The organism is Pararobbsia alpina, from assembly GCF_902859895.1.
Classification (GTDB): domain Bacteria; phylum Pseudomonadota; class Gammaproteobacteria; order Burkholderiales; family Burkholderiaceae; genus Pararobbsia; species Pararobbsia alpina.
The window spans coordinates 1-1,942 of sequence record NZ_CADIKM010000136.1; the positions used below are offsets into that span (position 1 = coordinate 1).

The 1,942-nt window shown below is 55.0% G+C and carries 1 protein-coding gene and 1 pseudogene; both read right to left on the minus strand.

Annotated elements, in window-relative coordinates; translation table 11 throughout:
- Window positions 1-98: pseudogene (locus HV670_RS31755) on the minus strand (IS5/IS1182 family transposase); the annotation flags it as partial.
- 1,074 nt (window positions 99-1,172) lie between these two features.
- Window positions 1,173-1,466: a transposase gene (locus tag HV670_RS32550; protein ID WP_217478560.1), complete on the minus strand. Its 294-nt coding sequence runs from the start codon at window positions 1,464-1,466 to the stop codon at window positions 1,173-1,175.
- Window positions 1,467-1,942 lie beyond the last annotated feature (476 nt).

Here is a 1,942-nt window from a genome sequence, read left to right on the forward strand (position 1 = left end):
TCCATCGTCTCAAGGAACACATCGCGTTTGGTTGGCCGACGGTACTGTTCAAATCCGGCGCCTTGATCGGCCGCTATCGCAAGGGTCTGTTGTTTCATCCGGATTTAACGATTCGCCGCCCAACGGCGTTGACCTTTTTCAGCGTAGCCCTAAGCCGTTTCCGAAAACACTACGAAAAACTGGCCGAAGATCAACATCTTGGCCGGCGGTTTTCTAAGCGGCCAGGGTCGCCTGAGAAGAGTCGCGAAACTTCTGGCAATTCCGGGGCGCGAAGGCCTCGGCGCCGGCGAGGCCGTCCTCCGCGACCGACTCCCCAAACTGACCATGCCGGCCAAAGGACTGATATGACTTTCCGTGTCAATGGGAGGTCGGTTTTCAGTTTCGCTCGCCTGGCCTTTTCGGAATCAGTGAGCGCGAATGGGTATGCGGCTCTCGATCTGCCGTTCGATCGTGGAAGCACACGGGGGATTGATGTCAGCTTCCGGCAATGAGGGGGGCCTGGTTCGACGTTTCGGTTCATCTTGCCGGTGAACCCAGACACCGCTTCGAGTTTACGCCCGCAAGGGCATTGTCAACGGCACCGCACCTTCACTACGGGCAAGATAGGCAAGCGACAACAACAGCGCCGAGCTGGAAACAGAGACAGTTAGCCCTAGACGCTCGGCACCATCTCATCGTTTAGACCATCGGCGGGTCACTCACATCTGTAGCCCGGACGCGATCATGATGGAGATGGCGAGGACCCACAACTCGATGGCGGTGAAGCGGGGGTATCTAATGTTCATAATCATCCTCGTGCCCCACGACAGAAACTTCATCAGGTACTTATCCTCTCCGTTACCGTCATCGTGTGGTCTGTCGCATTTACGTACTCCCCTATATCAGGGCGTTCATGCGGAACTCGGTCGTTCCTAAGCAGGCCAGGCGCGGGACTGAGGCATCGTGGGGCGACGAGGTGCTTGCCAAACATGCCAAGAACGAGCCGATGGTAGCCCCCTCATATCCCGGATCATCGAATGCCGCAGTTGTGATGGAACTAAGATAAACGGACGACTCGAAGAAAACTATTCTACGAACGGTCCCTGCAGTTCTATGTGGACATAGTGCGCTTATACGTTTGTATACTGACGGGCTGACTCAATTGGATGGAGTCTGCCGAGTCCGGCGCGAATTCACCCTAGCGGACCTCTTCGAAGTTCTGGAGGATCGGGGGATTCGGCAAGTAGACGCTTGACCTCCGAGAGCCGCCCATCTCCTTTCCATTGCAGGTATTTTGCGTAGCAGGTTTGCTGGGGAGGGTAATTGGCAGGAAGGTATAACCACCGCTCGCGCGATCGCTGAATCCAGCGAATCGCATTTAATACTGCTTTTGGACTCGCTGAAAGCCGTCCACGCGTTCTGCTTTTGCTCTGTGCATCGAAAAGGTACTCTATCCGCTGCCATTTGTCGTCTGAAAGATCCACCATCGTCGCCCTAAGATTTTTTCTGTTTCTACAAATCTAAGCTGTTCGTCCTACATTTGTCTTGCATTTTACCTACGGAAACGATTGCCCACTCCTTTCAGCGAGGACCGGTATCCCATCCGTTAAGCTGAGGCCACGGTAGAGGTCGGAGCCCGATGTCGCACAGATTCGCTCAAAGGTCTGACAGTTCGCAATGCCCATCTCCCCTCCTTTGTCCGCTGCGACCGGCCCTGACGTGCCTGGAATTTTCGCTGTTAAATGCAGCGTAGGATCCTAGCGATTTGTAGGAACTAGTCTACTCGGTCCGCGCCCTCGCAAATACCACGCGTGGCTGCGTGCGCACTGCCCGGTTCACCCACCCCCATCATCCCCCGGCGTCATAGTAGTTGTCGCCTCTGAAATTTCTTATCAAGAAGAGTCAGAGGTGCAGGTTGAAGGCGAGACAAACGTATTCTGTCGAGTTCAAGGAGCAGGCCCTG

Excerpts from the sequence above, each read along its gene's own strand:
- HV670_RS32550 (WP_217478560.1), bottom strand. The coding sequence starts at position 1,466 with ATGGTGGATCTTTCAGACGACAAATGGCAGCGGATAGAGTACCTTTTC.